18 protein-coding genes are annotated in these 21,731 nt (G+C 50.9%); 9 read left to right on the forward strand and 9 right to left on the reverse strand.

All coding sequences use genetic code 11. From position 1 onward, the window contains the following. Nucleotides 1–54 precede the first annotated feature (54 nt). Nucleotides 55–2,199 carry a TonB-dependent receptor gene (locus tag A7983_RS16920; protein WP_005967291.1) on the forward strand — a complete coding sequence of 715 codons (2,145 nt, stop codon included), beginning with the start codon at nucleotides 55–57 and terminating at the stop codon, nucleotides 2,197–2,199. Between the two features lie 427 nt (nucleotides 2,200–2,626). Next, entirely contained in the window at nucleotides 2,627–3,616 is a 990-nt protein-coding gene (locus A7983_RS16925) for a 2-hydroxyacid dehydrogenase (protein WP_039477220.1), read from the forward strand. 575 nt (nucleotides 3,617–4,191) lie between these two features. On the opposite strand, the gene A7983_RS16930 is transcribed toward A7983_RS16925, so the two are convergent. Together A7983_RS16930 and A7983_RS16935 are read right to left on the reverse strand one after the other, a co-directional pair. Continuing rightward, entirely contained in the window at nucleotides 4,192–5,112 is a 921-nt protein-coding gene (locus tag A7983_RS16930) for an ABC transporter permease (protein WP_235778027.1), read from the reverse strand. Nucleotides 5,113–5,183: 71 nt separating this feature from the next. Continuing rightward, nucleotides 5,184–6,695, reverse strand: a complete 1,512-nt coding sequence (locus A7983_RS16935) for a sugar ABC transporter ATP-binding protein (RefSeq protein WP_005967297.1) — start codon at nucleotides 6,693–6,695, stop codon at nucleotides 5,184–5,186. Nucleotides 6,696–6,947: 252 nt separating this feature from the next. Between A7983_RS16935 and A7983_RS16940 the strand changes: the two genes are divergently transcribed. Continuing rightward, nucleotides 6,948–8,036, forward strand: a complete 1,089-nt coding sequence (locus A7983_RS16940; protein WP_005967299.1) for an oxidoreductase — start codon at nucleotides 6,948–6,950, stop codon at nucleotides 8,034–8,036. Nucleotides 8,037–8,123: 87 nt separating this feature from the next. Here A7983_RS16940 and A7983_RS16945 read toward each other — a convergent pair whose 3' ends face one another. The 5 genes from A7983_RS16945 to ptrR form a co-directional block, all read right to left on the reverse strand. Continuing rightward, nucleotides 8,124–8,336: a KTSC domain-containing protein gene (locus A7983_RS16945; protein WP_005967301.1), complete on the reverse strand. Its 213-nt coding sequence runs from the start codon at nucleotides 8,334–8,336 to the stop codon at nucleotides 8,124–8,126. Between the two features lie 220 nt (nucleotides 8,337–8,556). Then, nucleotides 8,557–9,201, reverse strand: coding sequence for a glutathione S-transferase family protein (locus tag A7983_RS16950; RefSeq protein ID WP_005967303.1), 645 nt, complete (start codon nucleotides 9,199–9,201; stop codon nucleotides 8,557–8,559). Nucleotides 9,202–9,368: 167 nt separating this feature from the next. Next, complete coding sequence (fghA, locus tag A7983_RS16955; RefSeq protein ID WP_005967305.1) at nucleotides 9,369–10,211, reverse strand: S-formylglutathione hydrolase; 843 nt, start codon at nucleotides 10,209–10,211, stop codon at nucleotides 9,369–9,371. A 39-nt stretch (nucleotides 10,212–10,250) separates the two neighbouring features. Then, entirely contained in the window at nucleotides 10,251–11,372 is a 1,122-nt protein-coding gene (locus A7983_RS16960; protein ID WP_005967307.1) for an S-(hydroxymethyl)glutathione dehydrogenase/class III alcohol dehydrogenase, read from the reverse strand. Nucleotides 11,373–11,484: 112 nt separating this feature from the next. Continuing rightward, complete coding sequence (ptrR, locus tag A7983_RS16965; RefSeq protein WP_005967309.1) at nucleotides 11,485–12,357, reverse strand: putrescine utilization regulator PtrR; 873 nt, start codon at nucleotides 12,355–12,357, stop codon at nucleotides 11,485–11,487. Nucleotides 12,358–13,059: 702 nt separating this feature from the next. Between ptrR and A7983_RS16975 the strand changes: the two genes are divergently transcribed. From A7983_RS16975 to yeiB, 3 genes are all read left to right on the forward strand, one after another. Then, nucleotides 13,060–14,742, forward strand: coding sequence for a methyl-accepting chemotaxis protein (locus tag A7983_RS16975; RefSeq protein WP_005967311.1), 1,683 nt, complete (start codon nucleotides 13,060–13,062; stop codon nucleotides 14,740–14,742). 302 nt (nucleotides 14,743–15,044) lie between these two features. Continuing rightward, nucleotides 15,045–15,707, forward strand: coding sequence for a GTP cyclohydrolase I FolE (gene folE / locus A7983_RS16985; RefSeq protein ID WP_005967317.1), 663 nt, complete (start codon nucleotides 15,045–15,047; stop codon nucleotides 15,705–15,707). Nucleotides 15,708–15,845: 138 nt separating this feature from the next. Then, nucleotides 15,846–17,021 carry a DUF418 domain-containing protein YeiB gene (gene yeiB, locus A7983_RS16990; protein WP_005967318.1) on the forward strand — a complete coding sequence of 392 codons (1,176 nt, stop codon included), beginning with the start codon at nucleotides 15,846–15,848 and terminating at the stop codon, nucleotides 17,019–17,021. Nucleotides 17,022–17,030: 9 nt separating this feature from the next. On the opposite strand, the gene sanA is transcribed toward yeiB, so the two are convergent. Together sanA and rimO are read right to left on the reverse strand one after the other, a co-directional pair. Further along, nucleotides 17,031–17,810: an outer membrane permeability protein SanA gene (gene sanA, locus A7983_RS16995; RefSeq protein ID WP_005967320.1), complete on the reverse strand. Its 780-nt coding sequence runs from the start codon at nucleotides 17,808–17,810 to the stop codon at nucleotides 17,031–17,033. 181 nt (nucleotides 17,811–17,991) lie between these two features. Then, the gene (gene rimO / locus A7983_RS17000; protein ID WP_005967322.1) at nucleotides 17,992–19,305 is read right to left on the reverse strand and encodes a 30S ribosomal protein S12 methylthiotransferase RimO; all 1,314 of its coding nucleotides are present in this window, start codon (nucleotides 19,303–19,305) and stop codon (nucleotides 17,992–17,994) included. 209 nt (nucleotides 19,306–19,514) lie between these two features. Between rimO and A7983_RS17005 the strand changes: the two genes are divergently transcribed. The 3 genes from A7983_RS17005 to A7983_RS17015 all read left to right on the forward strand — a co-directional run bounded on the left by A7983_RS17005 (nucleotide 19,515) and on the right by A7983_RS17015 (nucleotide 21,724). Next, on the forward strand, nucleotides 19,515–19,769 hold the full coding sequence (locus tag A7983_RS17005) for a hypothetical protein (protein WP_133169869.1): 255 nt from the start codon (nucleotides 19,515–19,517) through the stop codon (nucleotides 19,767–19,769). A 1-nt stretch (nucleotide 19,770) separates the two neighbouring features. Next, entirely contained in the window at nucleotides 19,771–20,418 is a 648-nt protein-coding gene (locus tag A7983_RS17010; RefSeq protein ID WP_328286672.1) for a zeta toxin family protein, read from the forward strand. 139 nt (nucleotides 20,419–20,557) lie between these two features. Continuing rightward, nucleotides 20,558–21,724, forward strand: coding sequence for a PQQ-dependent sugar dehydrogenase (locus tag A7983_RS17015; protein ID WP_005967329.1), 1,167 nt, complete (start codon nucleotides 20,558–20,560; stop codon nucleotides 21,722–21,724). Nucleotides 21,725–21,731 lie beyond the last annotated feature (7 nt).

Consider the following 21,731-nt stretch of genomic DNA (forward strand, 5'->3'; position numbering starts at 1 on the left):
TGCATTCCTTTACACTATTTTTTGCAAAAAAACTCAATAAAATAACGAGGGATCATGAAAGGGCGTTCTTTGATTAATCTTAAGAGTGCAGTGGCTCTGGCTCTAGCAGCAACAGCAACAAACGCAGCGGTCGCAGCAGGTAATAATGATGTTTTGGTGGTCACTGCGAGTGGCTATGAGAAAAAATTAACGAATGCGCCAGCTTCCATCTCGGTCGTTAGCGAAGAAGAACTCTCGCAAAAAAGTTATCACGATCTGGGCGAGGCGTTAAGCGGCGTGGAAGGCGTTGATGTACGCAGCGGAACGGGTAAAACCGGCGGCCTGGACATCAGCATCCGTGGCATGCCCAGCAAATATACGCTGATCCTGATCGATGGCGTGCGTCAGAATGCCAGCAGCGATACCACGCCGAACGGCTTTGATACCATGAATACGGCGGTGATGCCGCCGCTGTCAGCGATTGAGCGTATCGAAGTGATTCGCGGGCCGATGTCGACGCTCTATGGCTCTGATGCGATTGGTGGCGTGGTTAACATTATCACCAAGAAAGACAGCAAGCAGTGGCGCGGCAGCGTTAACCTGTCACATACAGTGCAAGAACACCGCAAATGGGGCGACAGCTCCACGCTGGGGATCTATGCTTCTGGGCCCTTGGCGAATGATAAATTTAGTTTGGCGGTGCGCGGCAATCTGGAGCATCGGCAGGGCTCCAGCGTAACCTCGCTGAGCGATAGCGGTGACACCCGTGTTCCGTTCCCGACCAAAACCGATAACTATAATGTCGGCGCTAAGCTGAGCATGAAGACCAGCGAGGCTAATACGCTGTGGATTGACGGTGATGTATCACGTCAGACTTACGATAACCGCAGTAGCCAACTGGGTCCGATTGGCGTGGGTGGCGGTGGATACCGCGATGAACTGCGCTTTGAGCGTAATAAACTGGCGGTTGGGCACGATACCGATCTGTCATTTGGCCGCTGGAGCTCAAACCTGTCATATGCCACCACGGAAAATACGGGACGTATACTGACACCGCGCCTCTTAAATTCTGCTAACGCAGGCTTCTCTGGTAGCGATCGTGAATTGAAAAATACCAACACTATCTTTGATACGATGCTGGTGTCACCGGTAGGGGACGACCATTTGCTAACTGTCGGTGGACAGTTCTGGGATGCACGCCTTAAAGATGGCATCGTGCTGGTAAACAGTGGTGAAACGTTCGAACAAAAAAGCTGGTCGCTGTATGCGGAAGATGATTGGCAGTTACTTGAACCATTGTCTCTGACGCTAGGTGCCCGCTATGAGAAACACGATAGCTTCGGTGGTCATCTGAGTCCGCGCGCCTATCTGGTATGGAATGTGGCGGATGACTGGACGGTAAAAGGTGGCGTCAGCACCGGGTACAAAACGCCTTCTCTGGCACAATTGCATAATGGCGTCAGCGGCGTGGCAGGGAATGGATGGACGACAGTCTTGGGTAACCCCGATCTGAAGCCGGAAGAAAGTACTAACTTTGAGACAGGCCTGTACTATGAGAATGCCGCGAACGTAAGAGCGAACATTACTGGTTTTGTGAACCATTACAAAAACAAAATCGACAGCTATACGATTAGCAGCAATAAAATTACGTTGCCAAATGGTAGGGAAGTTACGGAACGCGTTGAGTCCAGCCGCAACATTGGTAAAGCCAGAACGCAAGGTATTGAATTCGCAACCTCTTTCCCTGTAGTTGTTCCTGAATTAACGCTGGGGCTGAATTACACCTATACGCACAGTGAACAAATCGGTGGGGATAACCCCGGAGCGGCCTTCACTAACACGGCTAAACATATGGCGAATGCCCGTCTGAATTGGCAAATTGACGAGCAGTGGGCAACTTGGCTGGCCGCTGAATATCATGGCAAAACGCCGCGTTTTCTCAGCAATTATGCCAATCTGAGCGATGATGAGAAACTGGTGAATAACGCGCGTGGTTCCGAACTGAAGGCGTGGACAGTGGTGAATTTGGGTGCCTCCTACAAAGTGACAAAGGATGTTACGTTGAATGGTACGGTAAACAATTTACTGGATAAGGACTTCTCCCAGGTACAATCGTATAACGGGTACTATGCGGGTGATTACTTCGACTCCAGTCGTTCTACGACGGGTTATGTCACTCCGGGGCGTAACTACTGGATGTCAGTCAACGTCAACTTCTGATAGTCATTCTGCCCCGAAACGGGTTCCTATCCGTTTCGGGGGGTTAACATATCCCACCTATCTACCTACTCATCCACATTTCTGATTCATTCCGCTGACGCTAATTCTGCCCACGTTTCACTGTACGTTTATCTTTTCTATTTTGATTATGGCTTGCGGCCCTATTTTTTGTGATATTTCTGAATATCGCCGCTAACAATGTCGATGAGTGAAATTCATTATATTAGGTATTGTTAATTGCTTTAATGCTGACTACGCTTCACGTTACGGAGTGATGGATTTCCGATGAGGCAGGAAGAGTAACGTTATTAATGCGTTCGTTGTTCTGCGTCACACAGGGAATTTAATTCATTAGTTTTTGTATGAGAATACCTGTCGTGATTGCCGATTGTGGAGAACCTTGATATCTGCAATCGAAAATCAGTGTATGAATAGCAACCAGGGCGCGATGATGTTAAAAATTACATTTTTGGATAAAGGCTCTCTGCCTGAAACCATTTTCCTGAAAAAGACAAATTTTAGGCGTCCACAATGCCGCCATGAATGGATTGAATATAGCTATACTTTGCCCGAGCAAGTTATCGATCGAGCAAAAAACACCCACGTTATCGTCACAAATAAAACCCTACTAACGCGAGATACTTTGGCGGCGTTACCTGCGCTGAAACTGATTGCCGTGACGGCAACGGGAACTGACAATATCGATCTGGCTGCCGCCAAAGAGTTGGGTATCACGGTCAAAAATGTACCGGGCTATTCTACGCAAGCGGTGTCTGAGCACGTTATTGCCATGATGTTCGCGCTGAAACACAGCCTTATGGCGTGGTATCGCGATCAACTGAGCGATCGCTGGGCCAGCCAGTCGCAATTTTCTTACTTTGATCATCCGGTTAAGGATATCGCGGGCTCTACGTTGGGCATCATCGGTGCGGGTACGATTGGGCAGGAAGTGGCGCGTATGGCCCAGGCGCTGGGAATGAAGGTGATTTTTGCTGAGCACCGAGGCGCCTCGCCGTGTCGTGCGGGATATTTGCCGTTTGAGGACGTTCTGCGACTGGCGGATGTGATTTCACTTAACTGCCCGCTAAAGGCGAGCACGCGACATCTGATCAATGCGGAGACGCTCGCGCTGTGTAAGCCAACCGCGTTTATTATCAATACCGCCAGAGGGGGGCTGATTGATGAGAGTGCACTGGCTGTAGCATTGCACGAGCGCAGTATTGCCGGTGCTGCGTTAGATTGCCTGACGCAGGAGCCGCCGGAAAAAGACAACCCGCTGATGGTGGCGGCGAAAACCCTGCCTAATCTTCTGATTACGCCACATATCTCCTGGACGTCGGCTTCATCGCTGCAACTGTTGATGGAAAAGACGATTGAAAATATTGATGAATATGCCCAGCAGAACGGACACCGATAATAATGTGTAATTTGATTCAGTCAGGTATTTGAGGATATTGCCGGTAGCGAAAATATGATATTCATCAATTTTAACTGATTATCAAAATTTATTGTTCCATCGCGTATGTCATTCGCGCTACACCATAAAAAACGAAAGTAGTACATACCGACGTAAAGCAAAACGTTATTATTCTCGTTACACTTCAAGCGACCTGCACATTGGCTACGTTCAGTCACCCGAATCACTGACCTGCATCGGTGGTTCGGGATTAAATGAGAAACATTCGAACGCTTATCTTAGTTTTTCATCTTCCTGAAAATGGAATTACTGAGGATGTTTCTGTGATTATTCTTATTTCTGATGGAAATATTTATTTATTAATAATAACGACCGTACATATACCCTAAATAATTCGAATTTCAGGCCGGCGGCAAGCTGCGGTCCTTTAGGGCGAAGTCCACGACGGGCCGAGTATTTGAGCGCAGTCAACGCACATGCAACTTGAGGTATGACGGGCATAACGTAATAAGCTGAGTAGATGAGGGACGGCGATCCGCCCCAAATTCTGATGAAAGGGGCGGACACGAGCAGTACTAGCGTTTCTGGATATACGTCATTGCCAGCGCGAGCGCCAGAACCAGACCTTTGATGATATCCATGGCGTAATAAGGAACGGAGAGCATTACCAGTCCATTCTGTAGGACGCCAAGTATGACGGCTCCGAGTAGCGTACCCAGCGCATTCGGTTTGCCGGACCCCGCTAGCGAGAAACCGATGTAGGCTGCGGCAACCGCATCCATTAAATAGCCGCCGCCAGCATTGACCTGTGAAGAGCCGATGCGTGATGCGAGTAAGATGCCGCCCAGCGCCGCGAGTAGTGAAGAGAACACATATGCCTGTACCCGATAACGCGCCGTGCGAATGCCCGCCAGCCGGGCTGCTTCTGGGTTGCCGCCAATCGCGTACATCCGGCGACCGTGCTTGGTAAGGGACAGATATAGCTGCACCAACACCGTCACTGCCAGCATGATGACAACAATCACTGGCACTTGGCCCAACGTGGCAAAGAATTCGGGAATGATGCCTTCTGCCATTTCGCCGCTGGGCAACACCATGTTCTGCGTGATGGATCCACCATAGCTATACGTCATTGCCACGCCCTGAATGACGAACAGGCTGGCGAGCGTCGCCAGCATATCGGGGATCTTCAGTACGACGATGAGAAAAGCGTTGAATAGCCCGACCAGTGTACACAGCAGAAGCGTCAGAACAATCGCGCTAGTGGTGCCAAACCCGTGCCAGACAAAGAGGGAGATCACTAACGCATTCGCTAATGAGGCCGTTGATCCCACGGAAAGATCAAACCCGCCTACAGAGAGCGAGATAGAAACACCAATCGCAATCACCGTCACAATGGCGATAGAACGCAGGATATTAATGATGTTATACGGGTCGAGAAAGTTGTCCGATGCGAGTCCGAAGAGGGCAATCAATGCAACAACCGTGATCAGCATGCCCCACTTGTAGAGAAACTCGAAAACGTGGTGACGGAAGGGGAGCGCCCCGTTAGATGAAAGTGGGTGACTCACGTGGGAGTTCCTCCAGTTGAATATAAAAGTAGGGTTTCTTCGTCAATGTCAGCGGCGTCTAGCTCTGCGACAATGCGTCCATCCCATAGCACGCAGATGCGATCGCAGAGTCCGACCAGTTCGGAGAACTCGCCCGACGCATAAATAATGCCTTTGCCCTGACGGGCGAGGTTGTCAATCAGCGTGAACAGATCCTGTTTGGCCTTGATATCCACGCCTTTGGTGGGCTCATCAAAAATCAGAACCTGTGCTTCGCTCCGTAGCCACTTGCCGATGGCCACTTTTTGTTGGTTACCACCCGATAGGCGCGCTAGTTTTTGCGCCGGGCCAGTGGTGCGAACCGCAAGCCGTTCAACGATCTGTTTCGCCCAGCGCAACGCTTTGCCTCGGCTGAATAAGCCCCAACGGGAAAAGCTGTCGGTGGCGGTGATGCTGAGATTCATGGTGACGGATTCATCAATAAAAATGCCTTCCTTGCGCCGCTCTTCAGGAACCAGCGCCAGACCTTGCTCGACGGATTGATGAGGTGACTGCGGCTTCCAGGGTTTACCGCGATATTCTCCCTGCACGATCTGGCAGGGTTCTGCGCCGAACAGCGCTTTACACAACTCGGTTTTACCCGCACCCGCCAGCCCGGCAATCCCCAGAATTTCCCCTTTGCGCAGCGTGAGAGAAATATTGTGCAGCAGCGTTTCGTCGTGCAAACCCGTGACCTGAAGCAGCGTTTCGTTTGAAGGCGTGGTACGGCGCGCTGGGAAGATATCGTCAAGTCGATGTCCCAGCATTCTTTCTACAATTTCCTCGCCGCTCAGCCCCTGCATCGCGCCGCTGCTGACAAACTCGCCGTCACGCAGAACGGTCAACGTATCGCAGATTTCGCTCAATTCATGAATACGGTGGGAAATAAACACGATCCCGATGCCCTCTGCCTGTAACCGACGCACCACCTGGAAGAGACGTGCGCTTTCGGCCTGATCCAGCGGAGCGGTAGGCTCATCCAGAATCAGGAAACGACATTCGTGGGATAACGCGCGGGCGAGCAAAATTTGCTGTTTCTCAGCCAGTGAGCAAGTATCCAGCCGTTGACGAACATTAAGGTGAACGCCAAGCTGATCGAGCAGCACCTGCGCCTGACGATATATCTGCGGCCAATTCAGCAGGTGTCCGTCCTGTGCCAACGTGTCCAGCATAATGTTTTCCGCCACGGACAGTGTGGGAACCAGCGCGACATCGACTTCCTGCTGCACCAGATGAATGCCGTATCGCTTGGCATCTCGCGGCGAATGGACATCGGCCTGCTTGCCATTGATCAGAATATCGCCCTGATAGTGATCGTAAGCACCCGACAAGATCGTCATGAGCGTGGATTTACCCGCACCGTTTGCGCCAGTCAGGGCGTGAATCGAGCCGCCTTCCAGAGTGAAATTAACCTGCTTGAGGGCGTGGAAGCCAGAAAAGGAGATGGAAATATTGCGCATTTCCAGCCGACTTTGGGAGGTAGAGGTCATGGTCGGTAACGCTCTTGGCGGTTAAGGTCATGAAATAACGGAAAAGAAAGGTAGCATATATCCCAGAGAATTTAATACCGCTTCAAGTGTTTGAGAGTCGTTGGCTATGAACGAAAAGGCATAAATTAAGTAAAAAAGTTCTTAAGCTGCCGCAAGCAAGTGAATAAGATGGGATTATCAACAGGGTAGCCCAGCAGCAAACATTAGACGAGAGCCGTGTCCAAGATAAGGGGCGGCGAGGAAGATTTAAACATGCACACCACGACAGTTCGCGTACAGGTTGGTCCCGCCAACTATTTCTCTTTTCCCGGCGCTATCGATAAGCTACTGGAGTTTTACCCACCGGACGTGCTGAAAAATGCGCTGTGGATCTACGGTGAGCGTGCGATCGCCGCGGCTCGACCTTATTTACCGATCGAGTTCGATGCGCCGTCAGCCCGACGCGTTCAGTTTGGTGCACATTGCAGCGAGGGGGAAGTCGCAAAGCTGGTGGCGCAAGCAGGCGAGGCATGTCAGGTCGTCATTGGCGTCGGCGGTGGGGCAGTGCTGGATACTGCGAAGGTTGCCGCGCGCCATATTGGTGTGCCGCTGGTGGCAATTCCGACCATTGCGGCAACCTGTGCGGCCTGGACGCCGCTGTCCGTCTGGTATAACGATGCCGGGCAGGCATTGCGCTTCGAGATTTTCACCGATGCTAACCATTTGGTGTTGGTTGAACCGCGGATTATGCTAGCCGCTCCGGTAGAATATCTGCTAGCAGGGGTAGGGGATACGCTGGCGAAGTGGTATGAGGCTGTTGTTCTCAGTCCCCAGCCTGAAACGTTGCCTCTTTCTGTCCGTCTTGGCTTACAGACTGCGCTGGATATTCGCAATGTATTATTGCAACAAAGCGCAGCGGCATTAGCCGCCGTCAAGCGTGGCGAGCTAACACAGGATTTTCTGGACGTCGTGGATGCGATCATTGCCGGGGGCGGGATGGTTGGCGGATTGGGTGAGCGATACACCCGCGTAGCGGCGGCGCATGCGGTTCATAACGGCTTGACGGTGTTGCCGCAAACCGAACGTTTCCTGCACGGCACCAAAGTGGCCTATGGCATCCTGGTACAAACTGCCTTGTTGGGTGATCGCGAAACGCTGCGCCAGTTGAAGGCGGCGTTCAAGGTGTTTGGTTTGCCGACATCGCTGGCTGAATTGGATGTGGATATTCACGATCGCGCGGCACTTCAGGCGGTTATTGCCCGAACTTTGCAAACGGGTGAATCTATTCATTATCTGCCGTTGACGCTCAATGAAGACGTCCTGCTGGCGGCGTTTAACACCGTTGAGTTGATTGGGGAATAATCGGGTAGAAAGAGAAGGGCGGAGAGTATTCTCCGCCCTAAGGACTATTTTTTATCTTTAAAAACCAGGGCTATTTATCTTCAAAAACTACTGCGTTTTCTCGTAGGGGAATGAATTTTTTATAAAGTTGGCGTAGTAACGGTACTTCGTCTTGCTTGCCAGCAGTTCTTCATAAATCATGCGTGCTACGCCGCTATAGAGATAGATGCTTCCATTGAGTAATTCGACTTCTAACTGACTTTTTTCTGCATCGTATCCGACTGAAAACAACTCTGTTGATGAAACACGTTTTCTCTGCAAAATTAATCACTCCCAACATATCAATGCCGCATCCTGACGCTATATCCTCCTCTCGAATGCCATAACTATATCGTGTTATAGCTCGAAGTCTATCGGAGTAAATTGCAGCATATCGTTATTAGATCGTGAATAACCAGTAAACGCTCACAGAATTTCTGCTCCGTCGCTTATTTAACAATCTGTTATTCATCGTCGATGAAGCGGTGTCTCGATCGCACCGTTAATCCTGAGCCAGAGCCCGTTGAAAACTTGGCTGGTTTTCTATCCGCGCAATGTATTGTTGGATATGTGGATAACGGCTGAAGTCCAGACGCGTCTTCGCCAAAACCAGCGGAACTGCCATTTGTATATCGGCCCCGCTGAGCGACTCTCCTGCAAACCAATCTTGTGTACTCAAATGTTGTTCGATGAACTGAAGTTGCGTCGTGAGCCGCGGCACAATAAAGGCCAGTTCGATGCTTTGCACAATTTTTCGTGCCACAGGGCGGATGAAGAATGGCATCGGCGCAGACTCTGTTTTCGTCAATACCAGGCGCATCACCAGCAGTGGCATGAGCGAGCCTTCGGCAAAATGCAGCCAGAAGCGATAATCCAGCAGCGCTTGCCCGCTCTGTGGGCGAAGCCTGCCGTTGCCGTAAGTCTCAATCAGGTATTCCACAATGGCCCCGGATTCGGCAACCGTTAGTTCGCCATCGGTAATCACTGGCGATTTCCCTAACGGGTGAATCTGTTTGAGCGAGGCGGGCGCGCTAAACGTTTTTGGGTCACGCGCGTAGCGAACAATTTCATAGTCAACGCCCAACTCTTCTAGCAACCAGGTCACGCGAGTCGAACGGGATTTTTCGAGGTGATGAATCTGTATCATCAATATTTCCTTTTTTGTTTGTCTTGGTTCTGTCATTCAGCACGGGCAGGCGCAATAGTTTTTACTGCGAATTGCTGTAACAGGGAAGGGAGATCGCACTCGGGAACGTTTGTACCCCGAGTGCGGTTATCAACTAGACGAGCATAGCACCTTTATTAGTATCGCTATTATGCGTACAAATAGTGGGCGTGGAAGCGCAGGTGATCTTCGATGAAACTGGCGATGAAGAAATAACTGTGATCATAACCGGACTGGGTCCGCAGCGTCAGCGGCCATGCATACTGGCTTGCCAGTGCCTCCAATTTTGCCGGTTGCAATTGGTCAGGTAAGAACTGATCGCAATCGCCCTGATCGACCAGTAGTGGCAGTTTCTTCTGGCTATTGGCCAGCAGATGACAACTGTCATACTGCAACCACTGCGCTTCATCCTCGCCAAGGTAAGCGGTAAGCGCTTTACGCCCCCACGGAACCTGGCTTGGGTTTACGATCGGTGCGAATGCCGAGGCCGACAGGTATTTCTCTGGGTTGCGCAGTGCCAGCATCAGCGCACCGTGTCCACCCATCGAATGCCCACTGATGGACTGACGGCTATTGACGTTAAAATGCTGCTGGATCAACGCCGGTAATTCGCTGCTGACGTAGTCATACATCCGGTAGTGTGCCGCCCAGGGAGCCTGCGTGGCATTCACATAGAATCCCGCGCCCTGACCCAGATCGTACCCGGCATCGTCTGCTACGCCATCACCGCGCGGGCTGGTATCTGGCATCACCAGCACCAGACCCAACTCGGAGGCAACGCGTTGCGCGCCCGCTTTCGTCGTAAAATTTTCGTCGTTACAGGTTAATCCAGACAGCCAGTAAAGCACGGGTGGTGGCGTGTCATCCTGCGGCGGTGGCAGATAAATGCTGAACGTCATAGCGGTGTTCAGCGTCTCTGACACATGGCGATAGCGCTGTTGCCAGCCGCCAAACATACGGTGTTCTTCCAGCAGTTCCAGTGATGAGTTCATCGCTGTACAGCCTCCTTTCTATTTCTGACAGTGGCGCAATTAACCGAAATGAATCACAGAGCGAATCGATTTGCCTTCGTGCATTAAATCGAATGCCGTGTTGATGTCGTCCAGCCCCATGGTGTGGGTGATGAAGTCATTCAGCGGGAACTCGCCTTTCAGGTAACGATCGACAATGCCCGGCAGCTCGCTGCGACCCTTCACACCACCGAAAGCAGAACCGCGCCATACGCGGCCGGTTACCAGTTGGAACGGACGGGTCGCGATCTCTTCGCCTGCACCTGCCACGCCGATGATGATGGATTCACCCCAGCCTTTATGACAGCACTCTAGCGCGGAACGCATGACGTTAACGTTACCAATGCACTCGAAGGAGAAGTCCACGCCGCCATCGGTCAACTCAACAATGACATCCTGAATCGGCTTATCGTAATCCTTCGGATTGATCAGATCGGTGGCACCCAGTTTGCGCGCCAGATCGAATTTGCTGGTGTTGAGATCGATACCGATGATGCGTCCGGCACCGGCCATTTGCGCGCCGATAATCGCCGATAAGCCAATGCCGCCGAGGCCGAAAATAGCAACCGTATCGCCAGCTTTAACTTTGGCGGTATTCAGTACGGCCCCCATACCGGTGGTGACACCACAGCCCAACAGGCAGATTTCTTCCAGCGGCGCGTCTTTATTGACTTTCGCCAGCGAAATTTCAGGCACGACGGTGTGCTCTGCGAAGGTGGAGGTTCCCATATAGTGGAAAATGGGTTGGCCATTTTTGGAGAAGCGGGTGGTGCCATCCGGCATCAGGCCTTTGCCCTGCGTGGCGCGAATGGCCTGGCATAGATTGGTTTTGCCGGAGCGGCAGAATTTACATTCGCCGCATTCTGCGGTGTATAGCGGAATGACGTGATCGCCAACGGCGACGCTGGTTACGCCTTCGCCAATGGCTTCCACAATCCCGCCGCCTTCATGACCTAGGATCGCCGGGAATATGCCTTCAGGATCTTTGCCGGACAGTGTATAGGCATCCGTGTGGCACACGCCGGTTGCGACGATACGCACCAACACTTCACCTTTCTGCGGTGGCATCAGGTCGACTTCTTCAACTGACAGGGGTTGGTTTGGACCCCAGGCGATGGCGGCGCGGGTTTTAATCATTTGCATGGTGGTGGCTCCTACTAGCATACGGTTATGGGTTGTAAGTTGAATGATAGGACGCGGTGATTCATCACGGTGTCGTCCCTCTTGAAAATGGTCGCTCAGGGAAAATAAGGCGTTATTCCTGCTGAGCCGATTGTTCAATAATGAGCTTTTTCAATGCTTCAACATTGGGGCCGAAAGCATCGCGCCGCCATATCAGCCAGGTGGAAACGGCCGCGATGTCGGGTGGTAATTCATGCACCTGAACGCGTGTACCAGCGGGCAGCGATTCGAGGACGGCATAGGGGAGCATAGCGAGTCCGGCTCCGCTGGTGACACAGGCAAGCATGGCGTGGTATGAGTGAATTTCCATGATAGTACCGGGCACGATGCCATCTTGTTTGAACCAGTTTTCGAGGCGCTTTCTATAAGCGCTGCCAGGGCGAAAGGCAAACAGCGTATCCTGGCTGGCACCCCGCGCATGGGTAATCAGCGAGTGCGCAGTGTCGGATATCAGCACTAATCGTTCCGCAAAACATGAACACCCATTTAGCTCATCATAGACAACAGGGCCATCGACTAGCGCTGCTGCCAGCGTTCCCGCCCGCACGCGCTCGATAATTTCCCCTGATGTTCCAGTATTCAGGGACAAAGAGACATTGGGGTAGCGTTGATGATAAGCCGCTAATAGCGTAGGCAAACGTGTCGCCGCTGTGCTTTCTGTCGAGCCTAGCGCGAAATTACCCGCGGGCTCGCCAGTGCGCGTCATGCTGATGGCTTCCTCGCTGAGCGCCAGAATGCGTTGTGCATAACATAAGAAATTGTGCCCAATCGGGGACAAACGTAGACGCTGTTTCTCACGGATAAACAGATCGGTGCCCAACTCCAGCTCTAACTGGCGTAGCCGTGTGGTCAGATTTGAGGGCACCCGATGGAGCTGCTCTGCGGCACGCGCAACGGAGCCCGTTTCGGCGACGAGACAGAACATGCGGAGCTGGGTCAAATCCATGGTTTTCTCTTTTTGTAATGAACTGCTATCTGATTATTCACTTTTTGTGAAGTGTAGCGGTAAGCCATGCATTTCGCAACTGGCTTACACCATGCTGATGCTAAGGCAGCGGAAACCCAGCGAAAGGAAATGTGTTCTGGAGGATGAAAATGACGGCCGTAATTATCATCAGGATTAATATCTGGGCGTAGAAAGAGAAGAAAGCGATAAAATGATCGCGGCCTAAATTAATAGCACTGCAATCAACGCTTGCAGCCAATAGGGACATATTTTCGAGGAAAGAGGGTAGAATGAAAAAATAAGAATAATCACAGAAAAATAAATTTGGATTTACCGCCGATGGAATAGCGGAGGAGAGAAAATAAATAGATAATTAAAATAAATAGTTAAATGCATAAGTAAATGCTTGTAACCAAGCAATAGCCAAAAACTATCATCATTCTTTTTTTTGATCGCATTTGTTGATGGGAAAGCGTAAAGTGCCCGCCCAAAGTGCCGATAATGATAATGTATGGTAGGAATATCTTATCGTTATTGTAACTAAATGTATCTTTTTGTCATTAAAAGAAAATAACTCTACCTAATGAGAGCCTCTGCTCTTCATTAAATGACGTAACACCCGGCGTATTTCCAATTAAAAATGTGCAGCCATGTTGCAGAAAGCGCAGAGGAAAATCGCCAGATAATTTATAGGAGTTTTCTGTGAACTTTTTAAAAAATATCACCATCAGGGCAATGCTTTTAACAATATTGGGGCTGTTTCTGATTGTATGGGGTGGAGCGGCTTTCTTTACTTCCACGTCATTAAACAGCATGACCAAACTATTGGAATCCGGTGAAACTCAACGTAAGAACGTCGAGATACTGGTAAAAGGCAATGACCAATATTTTCGTACGGTTACTCGCTTGTTACGCTCGATGGATTTCCAGCAAACGGGTGAAACGGCAGATGCAGAAAAAGTATTTACGGCAGCGACAACCGCGTTAAAAAACACCTCAGATCAACTGAGTGCGTTTAAAACGGTGGGGCATGACGGTGTTGATAAAGCAACGGCGGACAACATGATCGCCGCGTGGACTCAACTGCTGGATAACGGGTTGACGCCGATGCTGAACGCCGCGCGTGATAATCGTCAGGAGGAGTTTCGTCAGCTTTTCCGTACCGCGTATCCGCCGCTGAGTGTAGCGTTTGGCTCTAATATGGAGAAATATCAGACCGCGATTATGTCATCGTCAGAGACGTCAATGAGCAAGGTCTACGGTCTGGTTAACTGGAGTAACTATATTCTGCTGGGTGCAGTGGTTCTTGGGTTGTTGATTCTGCTGGTGACGGATCGCTATCTGGTTCACTATCTGGTCAAGCCGTTGAATATGATCAAAGGATATTTTCAGGTGTTGGCAGCCGGGCAGCTTGGTCATCCACTTGACGAATTTGGCCGTAACTGTGCTGGGCAACTGATTCCTTACCTGAAAGAGATGCAGGGGAGTCTGGTTAATACCGTTTCCATCATCCGTGACAGTTCTGCATCGATTCATCAGGGATCGAGTGAAATCAAAAGCGGTAATAACGATCTGTCTGCGCGCACTGAGCAGCAGGCCGCGGCGCTGGAGCAGACGGCTGCCAGTATGGAAGAGCTGAGTGCGACGGTGAAACAGAATGCCGATAACGTTCATCAGGCCACTAAGCTGGCGCAGGATGCTTCTGTTGCGGCGAAGAAGGGCGGCGACGTTACGGCCGATGTGATGGCAACGATGGCGAGTATTACGACGAGCTCGAAGAAAATTGCCGATATCACGAGTGTGATCAACGGCATTGCCTTCCAGACCAATATCCTGGCGCTGAATGCGGCGGTAGAAGCCGCTAGAGCCGGTGAGCAAGGTCGCGGTTTTGCGGTGGTAGCGGGTGAAGTCCGCAATCTGGCGCAGCGTAGTGCTCAGGCGGCGAAAGAAATCGAAAGTCTGATTACGGAATCGGTTCAACGTATCAACGTAGGGTCAAATCAGGTTACACAAACTGGCGAAGCGATGGATTCCATCATTTCCGCGATTACTCGCGTGAATGACCTGATGGGCGAAATTGCATCGGCATCGGACGAACAGAGTCGCGGTATTACCCAGATCGGTCAGGCGGTTACTGAGATGGATGGCGTCACGCAGCAGAACGCCTCATTGGTACAGGAGTCTGCGGCGGCGGCGGCATCGCTGGAAGATCAGGCTCGTCAGTTAACTGAGGCGGTATCGGTGTTCCAACTGTCAGGCTCAGAGGCGCATCGTCGTCCACAGCAACGCCTGGCGGAGAAAACGCCAACTGCGCAGAAGCCGATGTTACTCGCTGCTGCTGGCGGTAAGAAAGGCAATGCCAACGACAACTGGGAAACCTTCTGATAAGCCGTGTCGGGGCGTTGATGCTATAGAAATCAGGTGATTTATCGTTAAAAGCACTGGGATTATTTTCTCAGTGCTTTTTTATTTATCGCTGCTGCGTTGTTTTTCTGTGTGTATTCTTTGACCTTCGTTACTGCGTACAGACACACCCACCGTGCTTGATAACTTGAATCTATTTCAACAATCATGACATACAATCGCTGGATAATCGTTACTCTCTCAACTAGAGTGTTGACGGCGCTAGGGTCTGACCAAGACCGTGATAGCGCGATAGGCATAGTTACACCTGCAGGAGAATAATAATGTCATCATTAAGTAAAGAAGCCGTTATGGTCCACGAAGCATTGCTGGCACGCGGTCTGGAAACGCCACTGCGCGGGGCATTGTTGGATCGGGATACGCGTAAGCAACGTATTGCCGAGCACATGACGGAAATTATGAATTTGTTGAGTCTCGATCTGAGCGATGACAGTCTGGCTGAAACGCCGACGCGTATCGCCAAAATGTACGTTGATGAAATATTCTCCGGTTTGGACTACGCCAACTTTCCCAAAATCACCATCATTGAAAACAAAATGAAGGTCGATGAAATGGTCACCGTGCGGGATATCACGCTGACCAGCACCTGCGAACACCATTTCGTGACGATCGATGGGAAAGCCACGGTCGCATATATTCCGAAAGATGGCGTCATTGGTTTGTCGAAGCTTAATCGCATCGTCCAGTTTTTCTCCCAGCGTCCCCAGGTGCAGGAGCGCTTAACTCAGCAAATTTTGGTCGCGCTGCAAACGCTGCTGGGCACCAATAATGTTGCCGTCTCGATTGATGCCGTGCACTACTGCGTGAAGGCGCGTGGTATTCGCGATGCGACCAGCGCCACGACCACGACATCGCTCGGTGGGTTATTCAAATCCAGTCAGAACACGCGTCAGGAATTCTTGCGCGCGGTACGCCACCATAATTAAGCCACCTCTCATTGGCGATGATGAAGCAAATACATGCTGTCATCGCCAAATGGGTCGTTGCCAAATCAGCAAGTCTCTTCGCTTTTTCTCCATTTGTGCATACAATCGCTACTTCGATGATTTTAAAATGTAATTTGTATGCCTTCTCATTCTCTATCGTCATCACATTCTGCTTCTTCACGGATCGTTACGCTAGATTTTGCACGCGGCGTCGCTATTTTAGGCATTTTACTGCTCAATATTACGGCGTTTGGCTTGCCCCATGCCGCCTATTTAAACCCCGCCTGGCACGGTGAACCTGCGTTATCTGATGTTTTCATCTGGGCCGCACTGGATCTGCTGGCGCAGGCGAAATTTCTGACGCTGTTTTCCCTTCTTTTTGGTGCCGGGTTGCAACTGCTGCTATCTCGGGGATGTCGTTGGATACACGCACGGCTATTTTGGTTGCTAGTCATCGGTTTTATTCATGCCATTTTTCTGTGGGATGGCGATATTCTGTTTGATTATGCCCTGATCGGACTGGTGTGTTACCACATCATTCGTCATGCGACGAGCAGTCGACAACTCATTATCATGGGCTCGCTTCTCTATCTGGTGGCGATCGTCGTCCTGTTTGTGTTGAACCATATTTTGACTCTGCAACCGGGGCGGTTCTGGTTGCCGAGCGTGGCGGATATCACCTATGAAACTTACTGGCGGACATTAGGTGGGCCCGAAGCATGGAAAAATCGTTTTGATCTCTTAACGGAAAGTCTTTTGTCGTTGGGAGTGCAATATGCCTGGGTATTAGCAGGAACGATGCTGTTGGGGGCCGGGTTGATGCGCAGCGGCTGGCTGAAAGGTGAGTCCAGTACCGCACACTATCGCAACGTTGCCCTGTGGCTGATTCCGCTTGGTGTGGCAATTAACAGCATTGGCGTGGTTAGCCAGTGGCTGGTGGGGTGGGAGTATCGCTGGAGCGGGCTGTTATTGCAGATTCCGCGCGAACTCAGTTCGCCATTGCAGGCGATAGGGTATCTCGCACTGTGCTATGGTTTTTGGTCCACACTGTGCCAATGGCGAATCACGTATTGGATTACGGATATCGGGCGTATGGCGTTAACTAACTACTTGCTGCAAACGCTGATTTGCGTGGCGTTGTTTAACCAGTTTGGCCTGTTTATGGCCTTCAACCGCCTGCAACTGCTGGCATTGGTCCCCGCCATTTGGGTCATCAATCTGGTGTTTTCCCACTACTGGCTGCGCTATTTCCGTCAAGGGCCGCTTGAATGGTTATGGCGCAAACTCACCAATGCGGCAGGGAAAACGGCGTAAGAAGGCAGGCTACGGTGTGGCTTGCTCGCTTTGTGGCACGAGTTCCGGAACTATACCCGCCGGTTGGTCAGGTTTGAGCTGATTAACTGGCGAGGCCAGCACCTGTTCCGGCAGGACGGCAGGGTAATCTGGGGTATCTTCCGGGATCCTATGCTCTGCTGGGATCGGTACTTGTGGTCCTAAAAAGCGCGGCTCGCGCTTGAGAATATACAGATCGAACAGTGCACCCAAACGCGCGCCAAATTCACGAACCCGCACGATCATCATATTTTTGGGAGAAGGCACCGCGTAACACTGTGCCTGAATACCGAGGTGCAGCGCGATGAATAACGCACGCTCGCAGTGAAAGCGCTGGGTGATGATGGTGAAATCGTTGGTATCGAACACCTTGCGCGTTCTGACGATGGAATCCAGCGTGCGGAAGCCGGCATAGTCCAACACGATATCTGAAGGTGGCACGCCTGCGGCGATCAAATCGCGGCGCATTGTCATCGGCTCATTGTAACTTTGCAGCGCGTTATCACCGCTTAATAGTAGATAGCTGACTTTACCGCTGTTATAAGCGTTAATCGTTCCTTGTATACGGAACTGGTAATACTGATTGAGCACACCGGTACGGTAGTACTTTGCGGTCCCCAATACCACGCCGACCTGACGTTTCGGCAAGCTCTGAAGCTCATCGTAAATGAATGGTGCTGTTTTCCAACTAATCCAGCGGTCGAGCGCAAAAGCAGAAAGCATCAGCACGCCAATGAGGGCTAACAAACTAAGTGTCAGGCGTTTCCACATGCTTATGCCTCGGGTAAGGCGAATATATTTATCATGCCTCAAGGCTACTTTACCTGACAGGGGGACGCAAGATGCAGGCGAAGAACGGGCGGTTTATTGATTGAATTTTCAGCATTCAGGCTGAGATGAGGTGAAAATAAACGCCAGCCTTTCGGATAGAAAAGCTGGCGGGGTGAGAACATTAAACGCGGCTGCCCCAGAGATCGTACTCGTCTGCGTGCTCGATTTTCACTTTGATGATGTCACCGACTTTCACGCCCGTTTCGCCGTTCAGGTAAACCGCGCCGTCAATTTCGGGGGCGTCAGCCATGCTACGGCCAATCGCGCCTTCTTCGTCGATTTCATCGATCAGCACCAGCACTTCACGGCCAATTTTATCCTGCAAACGCTGGGTGGAGATCGCCTGCTGAAGTTGCATGAAGCGGTGGAAGCGTTCTTCTTTAACCTCTTCCGGCACCTGATCGGGCAATGCGTTTGCCGATGCGCCTTCGACTGGACTGAATTTGAAACAGCCCACGCGGTCGAGTTTGGCTTCCTGTAGGAAATCGAGCAGCATCTGAAAGTCTTCTTCCGTCTCGCCGGGGAAGCCGACAATGAAGGTTGAACGCAGCGTTAAGTCCGGGCAGATTTCGCGCCAGCGCTTAATGCGCTCCAGCGTTCTTTCTACTGCGCCGGGGCGCTTCATCAGTTTGAGGATCTTCGGGCTGGCGTGCTGGAGCGGGATATCCAGATACGGCAGGATTTTGCCTTCCGCCATTAATGGGATCACATCGTCTACGTGCGGGTAAGGGTAGACATAGTGCAGACGCACCCACACGCCCAGCGACGCCAGTTGTTCACACAGGCTGGCCATGCTGGTTTTGACCGGTTGCCCGTTCCAAAAGCCGGTTCGCTGCTTCACATCTGCGCCGTATGCTGAGGTATCCTGAGAGATCACCAGCAGTTCTTTTACACCAGCATCCACCAGACGCTTCGCTTCATCCAGCACCGAACCGATTGGGCGGCTATCGAGATCGCCACGCATGGAAGGAATGATGCAGAACGTGCAGCGGTGGTTACAACCTTCTGAAATTTTCAGATACGCGTAATGGCGCGGCGTGAGTTTTACGCCCTGTTCGGGGACCAGGCTGGTAAACGGGTTGTGTGTCGGTTTGGGGACGTATTGATGTACGTGCGACAGCACTTGCTCGTAGCTGTGTGGGCCAGTAATTTCCAGAACTTTGGGGTGCACTTCGCGTATTTGATTTTCTTTGGCACCCAGACAGCCCGTTACGATAACTTTACCGTTCTCATTCAGCGCTTCGCCGATGGCTTCCAGCGACTCTTGTACGGCGCTGTCAATAAAACCACAGGTATTGACGATCACCAGCTCAGCGTCATCATAACGTGGCACGACCTGATAACCTTCAGTACGCAGTTCGGTCAGGATCCTCTCGGAGTCGACGAGGTTTTTCGGGCAGCCGAGGGAAACAAAGCCGATACGGGGTTGTTGCATATTATTCGCTCACAAAATAAACAGAAAATAAAAACCGGAGGATTCTACACCATAGTTGATTATCCTTACAGTCAGTGGTGTAAAACTCAGCATTTTATCGCTATTAGGGTGGCGTTTTCGTGGAAGGCGCTTCGCAAAGAGGCGCTAAATAACAAATGTGCGTAGAACGTTATGGTATACTTTTCCGTCATTACCCTGATTCAGGAGGCATGATGATGCAGCGAATTAAAGTTGTGCGAAAGCATCAGCGCAAAAGCAAAATTGATGATAATCGAACCTTGATGCAGGTCGGCGTCCGTGCCTCAAAGCAGGCGATTAAAGAAGCGTTAGATTCCGGTGTATCAATCGCTTATATCAAGGATGGACGACTGGTCAGCCAAGCCCCTGATGGCACGCTCTCGGAAATTAAACCTGTAAACGGTCAGCCGCCTCTCAAGCTCAGGGAACTACTTTGCCGAGCTTGAGATTGGTTGCAGGCCGAATGGGTCGGGTAAAACGACACTGACGAAAGAACTGCGAGAAACGTATGCGGTTCCTCTGGGGCAATACCTTAACCCCGATGATATTGCAAAACACATTGATCTACCGGCATTACTGAGCGGAAAAATTGATAAGACGCTGTTGCCTGATGAATCTGCTGCCAGACTGGCGCAGAAAATTTCCTTAGGTCTGAGAGAGGACTGGATTCGCGATCGACTTTCTTTTACCTATGAATCAGTGATGAGTCACAAAAGTCATCTTGAGTTTGTAACGTTGGCGAGAAAAAACGGCTATAAACCCTACCTCTACTACGTTTGTACATCAGACCCAGCACTCAACGGGGAGCGAGTTACTCAGCGTGTTGCATTAGGTGGACACAGTGTTCCAGAGGAAAAAATTTTTAGTCGTTATCAGCGTAGCTTAGAAGTTCTTTCTGAGATGATTAAGCTCTGTCATCGTGCTTACTTTTTCGATAATTCAACGACGACGCTGACGTTTCTTGGTGAGGTGACGCCGGATGGCTTCCTTGATGTCGTCGAAGAGTCGTTTGATAACGTGCAGCCTATGTGGTTGTACAAGAATGTGATGTCATCGTGGGATGAAAACAAAATCAGGATGATTCAGCCGAGATAATCTAACTTATTCATTTCCGCTGTTTTAGCGCCTGGCCCCTCTAAATTTCTTCAATAAATGTAAACCTTGCCCCGTTTTTTTGCACAAACATCGCCTGCGGCCTAAATTTACAGGACTTTTGTTGGATGGAGACAACGCGATGCCCTCTTGCTTGATGCCTAGTCATTCTGCTTCATACACCGTGTTACGACGATTTTCTACTGCGCCACATTGGTTGCTGCTTAGCGCAACGTTGCTGTTTTCCAGCCAGCTATGGGCGGCGGAACCAAAGGTGACGGAATTACAGGATAAGCTGGATCACCCGTGGTCATTGGCATTTTTGCCGGAGGATCAGGGGATTCTGATTACGGAACGTGCCGGGAATTTACGCTTATGGAAAGCGGGCAGCGTGCTGTCTGCACCGATAACGGGTGTACCGAAGGTTTTCGCGAAATCACAGGGTGGATTACTGGAAGTCGCACTATCACCGGATTTTGCGCAGAATCGACGTATCTACCTGAGCTTTGCTGAAGAGGGGAGCGATGGCAAAGCGGGAACCGCTGTCGGTTATGGCAAACTTTCTGAGGATAATAAACGGTTAGAGAATTTCACAGTCTTCTTCCGTCAGGAACCGAAACTGTCGACGGGTAATCATTTCGGCGGCAAACTGGCTTTTGATCAACAAGGGCATCTGTTTATTGCGCTGGGCGAAAATAACGAACGCCCGACTGCACAGGATCTGGATAAATTACAGGGTAAAATTGTTCGCCTGACAGCGGATGGCAAGGTGCCGTCCGATAACCCGTTTGTGAATACGCCTAACGCACGGCCGGAAATCTGGTCTTACGGGCACCGTAATCCACAGGGGTTAGCGATTAATCCGTGGTCTGGCGTGCTGTGGGAAAATGAGCATGGCCCGAAAGGCGGCGATGAAATTAACATCCCCAAAGCGGGCGCAAATTACGGCTGGCCGATTGCGACACATGGCATTAACTATTCCGGGTTGAAAATTCCAGAAGCGAAAGGAAAAGAGATCGCAGGGATGGTAAATCCTGATTTTTATTGGGAAAAGTCACCGGGCATCAGTGGAATGGCGTTCTATAACAGCGATCGTTTCCCGCAGTGGAAAAATTCAGTCTTTATCGGCGCGCTGGCAGAAAAGAACCTGATTCGCCTGACGCTTGAGGGCGACAAGGTCGCGTCACAAGAGCGTTTGCTGAGCAATCGTGGTGAACGTATCCGCGACGTAAGGCTGGGGCCTGACGGCTACCTCTATTTGCTGACCGATCATGACAATGGCAAATTACTGAAGGTCGGGCTGGAGTAAAAACACA

Source organism: Pectobacterium wasabiae CFBP 3304 (assembly GCF_001742185.1).
In the GTDB taxonomy this organism is placed as follows: Bacteria; Pseudomonadota; Gammaproteobacteria; order Enterobacterales; family Enterobacteriaceae; genus Pectobacterium; species Pectobacterium wasabiae.

Coding starts and splice junctions, on each gene's coding strand:
- yeiB (WP_005967318.1), top strand. CDS start 15,846: ATGCCTTCTCATTCTCTATCGTCATCACATTCTGCTTCTTCACGGATC.
- A7983_RS16960 (WP_005967307.1), bottom strand. CDS start 11,372: ATGCAAATGATTAAAACCCGCGCCGCCATCGCCTGGGGTCCAAACCAA.
- A7983_RS17005 (WP_133169869.1), top strand. CDS start 19,515: ATGATGATGCAGCGAATTAAAGTTGTGCGAAAGCATCAGCGCAAAAGC.
- sanA (WP_005967320.1), bottom strand. CDS start 17,810: ATGTGGAAACGCCTGACACTTAGTTTGTTAGCCCTCATTGGCGTGCTG.
- A7983_RS16920 (WP_005967291.1), top strand. CDS start 55: ATGAAAGGGCGTTCTTTGATTAATCTTAAGAGTGCAGTGGCTCTGGCT.
- folE (WP_005967317.1), top strand. CDS start 15,045: ATGTCATCATTAAGTAAAGAAGCCGTTATGGTCCACGAAGCATTGCTG.
- A7983_RS16940 (WP_005967299.1), top strand. CDS start 6,948: ATGCACACCACGACAGTTCGCGTACAGGTTGGTCCCGCCAACTATTTC.
- A7983_RS16925 (WP_039477220.1), top strand. CDS start 2,627: ATGAATAGCAACCAGGGCGCGATGATGTTAAAAATTACATTTTTGGAT.
- A7983_RS16935 (WP_005967297.1), bottom strand. CDS start 6,695: ATGACCTCTACCTCCCAAAGTCGGCTGGAAATGCGCAATATTTCCATC.
- ptrR (WP_005967309.1), bottom strand. CDS start 12,357: ATGGATTTGACCCAGCTCCGCATGTTCTGTCTCGTCGCCGAAACGGGC.
- A7983_RS16950 (WP_005967303.1), bottom strand. CDS start 9,201: ATGATACAGATTCATCACCTCGAAAAATCCCGTTCGACTCGCGTGACC.
- A7983_RS17015 (WP_005967329.1), top strand. CDS start 20,558: ATGCCCTCTTGCTTGATGCCTAGTCATTCTGCTTCATACACCGTGTTA.
- fghA (WP_005967305.1), bottom strand. CDS start 10,211: ATGAACTCATCACTGGAACTGCTGGAAGAACACCGTATGTTTGGCGGC.
- A7983_RS16930 (WP_235778027.1), bottom strand. CDS start 5,112: ATGCTGATCACGGTTGTTGCATTGATTGCCCTCTTCGGACTCGCATCG.
- rimO (WP_005967322.1), bottom strand. CDS start 19,305: ATGCAACAACCCCGTATCGGCTTTGTTTCCCTCGGCTGCCCGAAAAAC.